Consider the following 6,802-nt stretch of genomic DNA (forward strand, 5'->3'; position numbering starts at 1 on the left):
TGTCGTGGCTCTTATTATGTTCCGTTATTATAAAAACAAATGCTAAGTATTACTTTCTCTGTAAGAAATCAGGAATCTTCAGAGATTTCTCTTCTACAGAGCTTCTGATATCTGTAGGCTTATGAATACCGGGCACCGGCTGTATGGGTCTCGGAGCCTGTCCTCCCTGTCCCTGGGATGTCGTAGGAGCGGTAGACTGTATATTCATTCCCTTCAGAGAACTGGGAGTCATATGGGAAGCAGGCTGTCTGAATGCAGCGCCTCCTCCCAGACGATTCTGTACACCGTTGTTGGCCTTGTCTTCCAGACCGGTAGCAATAACCGTAATGGTGCAACTGTCGGACTTGGACTCATCATACATGGCACCGAAGATAATATTTACATCGTCTCCTGCCAGCTCCTGAACATAGCTTGCCGCATCGGAAGCATCTGCCAGGGTAATGTCACCGGAAATATTGATGATAACATGGGTAGCACCGGAAATCGTAGTCTCTAACAGAGGGCTCTCCACTGCCATCTTGACAGCTTCCATAGCCTTGTCATCGCCCTTGCCTTCACCGATACCGATGTGAGCAATACCCTTGTCCTTCATAACCGTCTGTACATCTGCGAAATCCAGATTGATAACTGCGGGAACATTGATCAGGTCAGTGATTCCCTGTACTGCCTGCTGCAGTACTTCATCCGCCTTCTTCAGTGCTTCCGGCATGGTGGTACGTCTGTCCACGATCTCCAGAAGCTTATCATTGGGGATTACGATCAGGGTATCCACGTGTTCCTTGATACGCTCGATACCGTTTAATGCATTGACCATACGGGCTTTTGCTTCAAAACGGAAAGGCTTCGTTACCACACCAACGGTTAAGATGCCCATATCCTTTGCAAGCTTGGCCACTACCGGAGCAGCTCCGGTTCCGGTACCTCCGCCCATACCACAGGTGACGAATACCATGTCTGCACCCTTCAGAGCTGCGGAAATCTCTTCTGCACTCTCCTCGGCTGCTTTCTCACCGATCTCAGGCTTGGCTCCCGCACCAAGACCCTTGGTCAGCTTCTCACCGATCTGTAACAGTTTCGGAGCTTTGCAGAGCTGCAATGCCTGCTTATCGGTATTCACCCCGATAAAATCCACTCCGTCAATCTTCTCATCTATCATTCTATTTACAGCGTTGTTACCCGCGCCACCTACACCGACTACGATGATCTTGGCAGCTACATCCGCGTCATTCGTCTTAATCTCCAGCAAGGTTAGTTCCTCCTTTTAACCCTTTTCAACTTCACATAGACTATCATATAATCATTTTACAAATTTAGCAACCTATTTTTTCAAAATGTTTCACAAATGTTTCACGCGTCCGGTTTGAATGTAAATTTACCCTTTCCTTCCTCGTAGTTTTCCATTTGCAGGGTTCCGCTTTTACCCTGTAACTTCTCCAGGAAGTCCGGCAACAACTGCAGCTTGTCCTCTATATGGCTGTTGTCACTGCCCATGGACACCTTGATCTGTCCGAAGTAGATCGTAATGTCACCGGAAGAATGCAAATAGATCTTGTCCGCAGCCAGTGAATATTTGTTCAAAAGCTTTGTCAGATCCATGATCCTGGAAAACACCTGCGGATCCTCCACCGGCAGTTGCTCTCCCAGCACCACATGGTTGAAGGAAAGCCCCGTGATCTGCGGTATTCCCTGGGTGCGGATCCCGGAACTTTCCACCACATAGCCGTCTTTATCAAAATACATATAAGTATCCAGATATTTCACATATCCCGCCAGTGCTTTTTCATATACAGTGATCTTGATCGTGTCGGGTGCCAGAATCGATACATTCATCACATCCACAAAGGGAATGTCCTGAATCCCTCTGTCCCGGTATTTCAGAGACAGATACAGGGAATTATCTCCCAAAGGTCCCGACATCACGATCTCCATGATCTCGTCCTCGGTATAATGCACATTGCCCTCCACATACACGGTACGTACCGTATACACGGAGTGCAATGCCACCGCACCACCGCCCAGTGCCAGCAGCAGGATGCCTATGATCACTATTCTTCTGATAATTTTGCTTCGGTCTCTATACACTGATGATCCGTGCTCCTAATTCTCTCAAGTCTCTGCAGATATTTTCATATCCGCGTTCTATAAAGTGCTGTCCTGTCACGAAACTCTCGCCTTCTGCCGCAAGCCCCGCCAGAACCAGTGCCGCACCGCCGCGAAGTTCACATGCCTCCATCCGGCTTCCCCGTAAATGCTCCACTCCGGTGATCACGGCATGTCTTCCGTCCTTCAGAACAATCTCTGCTCCCATGCCCTTTAGCGGTTCCGCAATACGAAAACGATTCTCGAAAATATTCTCTTCAATGCAGCTGCATCCTTCCGCTCTCGTCAGCACCGCCATTGCCACCGACTGCAGATCCGTGGGGAACTCCGGGTATGGCCCAGTCCGCAAATGTGGTATGGCCTGCGGCCTTTTGGAACACTGTACGAACAGGCCTTCCTCCGAGGCAATACACTGTGCACCCATTTTTTCCGCCACAAAGGTCACCGCTTCCATCTGCTCCCAGGGAGCCTCTGTCAAAAGTGTACTGCCTCCGCAGCCGATACAGGCGAACAGATACGTCCCGGCTACGATCCGGTCTGCCGGAACCGTGAACTGTGTACCATGAAGCGGTCTGTCACCATGAACCAATAGTTCCGTTTCTCCGATTCCTTCGATCTGTGCACCACATGCCGTCAGAAATTCGCACAATGCCGTCACTTCCGGTTCTCTGGCGGCCCCCAGTATCCTGGTGTCTCCGTCCGCCTTCACCGCAGCCAGCAAAATATTCTCCGTAGCTCCCACACTGGGAAACTCCAGTGTGATCTCTGCCCCGTGCATTTTCCCATCCTTCACCTGTGCAGACAGAAGCCCTTCTTCCTCCCGGAATTCGACGCCCATCTGCTGTAGTGCCCTGATGTGCAGATCGATCGGCCGTTCTCCGATGATGCACCCACCCGGATGCTCCATGGTCACATAACCACATCTTCCCAGCAATGCTCCCAACAGGCACAGAGATGAACGCATTCCGGTGATAGCTTCCCCCTGCATCCGTCTGGCCTCCGCTCTCTCGCAGGGAAGTTCTTCATTTTCTCCCGGCTGTACCCGGATCCCTTTTTCCTGCCAGTGCACCAGACATCCCAGTTCCCGAAGCAGATGCACAAAACGATGTACATCTGCAATACGTGGGCAGTTCTGAATATAGGATACTTCATTGGTAAGAAGCGTTGCCGCCAGGATCGGAAGTGCCGCATTCTTTGATCCCTGTATGCGTACCTTCCCCTGCAGCGGAATGCCTCCCTGCATGCGGATTCCTTTCATACAGCACCATCCCCGTTTTTATGATAATCTTATCTTATGTAGGAAAGCACTGTTTCGTACCATGTCTTCTGAATATGTATTTTTCTACAGCTCTTTTAACTGGATCCGGCGCGCCACGCTTAATACCAGTCCGATCTCCGACAGCAAAAACAATGCCGAAGAACCACCGTAACTGATAAACGGCAGGGAAATTCCGGTGTTGGGAATGGAGTTGGTAACTACGGCAATGTTTAAGATCGCCTGGATTGCGATATGTCCCATAACGCCCACCACCAGCATGGCGCCGAACAGGTCCGGTGCATTGTTGGCAATGACCATCATTCGCCATAAGAGCATAATGAACATGAGAATAATGGCAACCGCTCCGAACAATCCCAGTTCCTCGCAGATAATGGAGAAGATCATGTCGTTCTGCGCCTCGGGCAGGAAGCTTAACTTCTGCATACTCTGCCCCAGTCCCTTGCCCCAGATGCCACCGCTTCCGATGGCATACAATGCCTGCAGGGTCTGGAAACCTTTATCCTGCGCCTGACTTTCCGGGTTCAGCCACGCCTGGATTCTTGCCAGACGGAACTTGCCACCGATCTTATCTCCCAACTGTACGACTGCGACTACCAAAAGTCCAGCCGCCGCCAGTACGCTGCCTCCCATGATGATGAATTTCTTGTAATCCGGGCTTGCCACGAATACCATCAGCACCGCAATACCCATAATAATAATGGCGGAACTCAAATTATCCGTAATGAGGTACACCGATGCTGCGATCGGCAGGGGTGCCGCCATCATGGTAAAGAAGCCTTTCATGGTACGGACGCTTTTTCCCATCTTGCATACCAGACTTGCCAGGAACAGGATCATACACAATTTCGCTACTTCCGCAGGCTGCAGGTTGAAGCCCGTATGTGGGATACCGATCCATCTGGTAGCGCCGTGGGAAGTGATACCCAGGGGGGTCTTTACCAGGAAGATCAGGATCATGGACACCACATATCCCAGGGTGGCAAACCGTTCCCAGAAGGTATACGGGATATTGGCAATGACCATCATGAAGACCAGACCGATGATATTGGCGATCAGCTGTTTCTTCATATAATAGGCGGCATCTCCATAGGAATCATAAGCCTCATAGGAGCTGGCCGAATAGATCATGATCAGTCCGAATCCCAGTAAAAACAGCACAATAAAAAGCAGGCTGTAGTCAAAAAAGTATTCGGATTGTTGTTTCTTTTTACGTCTTCTTCCCCGCGTTTCCGCCATGCCTGCTTTTACTCCTTACTTCTGTTATGATTTCTTATTCCGCCAGTCCGTGTACATATTCCTTGAAAAGCTGTCCTCTGACTTCATAGTTCGGGAACATGCCCCAGCTTGCACAGGCCGGAGACAACAGTACCGCTTCTCCCGGCTGGGCCAGTTCGGTACACAGCTTCAGGCATTCCTCATAGGTATCTGCGAAACGGATCTTATCAAAGCCATGCTTTCTGGCACACTCGGCAATCTTCTCTCTGGTCTGGCCGATGAGGACAAGGCACTTTACCTTGCCATCAAAGCTGTCGATCCACTCATCGTACTCGCTCTGCTTGTCATAGCCTCCGCCGATCAGCACGGTAGGCTTGCTCATGGCTTTGATGCCCTGGATCGCCGCATCGGGATTGGTTCCCTTGGAATCGTTGTAATAGTCCACACCGCCCTTGGTAGCCACGAATTCGATCCGGTGCTCCACCGCATGGAAACTGCGGATCACAGTAAGGATCGTCTCCATGGGCACCTGCATACCTTCTGCAATGGCTATGGCTGCCATGACATTTTCCACATTGCACAGGCCTACCAGATTCATATCCTTGTGAATATCCATCAGTTCGGTCTCTTCGCCGTTCACACTCTTGATAATCTTGTCTCCCCGCAGGAAGTAACCGTTTTCCAACTCGTGATGGGAGGAGAACAGTACCGGAGTCGCAGGACATCTTCCTGCGAAATCTCTGGTATAATCATTGTCATAATTCAATACACAGATATCATTTTTTGTCTGGTGGGAAGCCACTGCTTCCTTGGCTGCCACATAGGCCTCCATGGTATGATGTCTGTTCAGGTGATCCGGTGTAATATTCAGGATGGCTGATACTACCGGATGGAATGTATGTATGGTCTCCAGCTGGAAAGAACTGATCTCTCCCACGGTGACACTATCCTTTGACGTCTTCGTTACTTCCAGTGTATAAGGGTTGCCAATATTACCCACTACAAAGGTCTTCTCCGCACCGAAATGAGCTTTCATGATCTCACCGGTCAATGTGGTGGTAGTAGTCTTGCCGTTAGTGCCGGTAATGGCGATCACTCTGCCTTGCTCTGCAAGGAATCCCAGTTCGATCTCTCCCAGAATCTGTACCCCGCGGTCCCTCATACGGTTCACCAGAGGAATATCCGTAGGTACTCCGGGGCTTAAAACGGCTGCCTGAATGCTCAGTTCTACCTCCTCCGGCAGTTCTCCGGCGATACAGACTGCCTTGCTTTCCCCGGGAAGCTTCGCCTCCAGATCTTCCTTTGTCAATTTATCACTGCTGTCATACAGAACCACGTCTGCATGGTATTTTTCCAATAAAGCCACTGCACCGATCCCGCTGATGCCGGAGCCGATGACCAGACATTTTTGTCCTTCTAACATTTTCCTTACCATACCTTTCTGTAAAAGTCCATTAGTTCATTATAACGCATTCCCTACAAATGGGGAAGAGATTTTTACAGGAGACTTACGCAAAGAAGCCCTCCAACATATATATGTCGGAGAGCTCCGGTTCATTCCAGTTTCTGTGTACAATAATCTTCGGTTCTACGCTTCTACGATCAGATATCTGCCGTCTCCGATATCGAATACTTCATCTGCCTCCAGAATCTCATCATCCACAGCGCCGTCCACATCCATGCCGGCCTCATCAAAATACTCAATGACATCCTCCACGGAATCTACCACGACTGCCATGCACTCTTCCAGAAAATCTTCTGCCTCATCCAGTGTCTCTGCTACAGCTTCCGGAAAAAGCTGGAGCTGTTTGTCCAGGAAGCATTCCAGTACCGCATCATCATACTCTCGCATGCTATTACCTCCAAATTCTTACAAAAATGTCTTATTTATTTTCATAATAATATGGATATAAGATTACGTCAATTAGCAATTCGATATAGATGTAAATTGAGAGTTAGTGAAATAAATCCACGAACGCCCATGGCGGACGGAATGTCCTTCCTCGATGTAAGGTCTCCCGGTGGGAATTTTCTGACGAAAAGTGAGTAGCGGTTCTAAACCGCACGGGCACGGCTCCAGTTGCCATCCATGGCAACGTCCGCCTGTCGCGAACGTCCTGTTCGCTCCACCCTGTTTTTCTACACTTTTCGAGAAAATATCACCACCTCCCGACAAACATCCTCGGAAGGACATTCCGTCCGCCATGG

At 49.8% G+C, this 6,802-nt stretch carries 6 protein-coding genes; all 6 read right to left on the reverse strand.

Features of this window, described 5'->3' with window-relative positions; genetic code table 11:
- Positions 1-49: 49 nt before the first annotated feature.
- On the reverse strand, positions 50-1,246 hold the full coding sequence (gene ftsZ / locus OCV96_RS08185) for a cell division protein FtsZ (protein WP_117466845.1): 1,197 nt from the start codon (positions 1,244-1,246) through the stop codon (positions 50-52).
- 101 nt (positions 1,247-1,347) lie between these two features.
- Entirely contained in the window at positions 1,348-2,082 is a 735-nt protein-coding gene (locus OCV96_RS08190; protein ID WP_118504730.1) for a cell division protein FtsQ/DivIB, read from the reverse strand.
- Complete coding sequence (murA, locus tag OCV96_RS08195) at positions 2,075-3,358, reverse strand: UDP-N-acetylglucosamine 1-carboxyvinyltransferase (protein ID WP_262594174.1); 1,284 nt, start codon at positions 3,356-3,358, stop codon at positions 2,075-2,077. The genes OCV96_RS08190 and murA overlap by 8 nt, the downstream gene beginning before the upstream one ends.
- Positions 3,359-3,442: 84 nt before the next feature.
- Complete coding sequence (locus OCV96_RS08200; RefSeq protein ID WP_118539812.1) at positions 3,443-4,615, reverse strand: FtsW/RodA/SpoVE family cell cycle protein; 1,173 nt, start codon at positions 4,613-4,615, stop codon at positions 3,443-3,445.
- Positions 4,616-4,649: 34 nt separating this feature from the next.
- Complete coding sequence (gene murD / locus OCV96_RS08205) at positions 4,650-6,017, reverse strand: UDP-N-acetylmuramoyl-L-alanine--D-glutamate ligase (protein ID WP_262594176.1); 1,368 nt, start codon at positions 6,015-6,017, stop codon at positions 4,650-4,652.
- 165 nt (positions 6,018-6,182) lie between these two features.
- Positions 6,183-6,446 (reverse strand): hypothetical protein, encoded by a 264-nt coding sequence (locus tag OCV96_RS08210; protein WP_022312581.1) that lies wholly within the window; start codon positions 6,444-6,446, stop codon positions 6,183-6,185.
- Between the last annotated feature and the right edge of the window lie 356 nt (positions 6,447-6,802).

The organism is Waltera acetigignens (assembly GCF_025567015.1).
Classification (GTDB): domain Bacteria; phylum Bacillota; class Clostridia; order Lachnospirales; family Lachnospiraceae; genus Acetatifactor; species Acetatifactor acetigignens.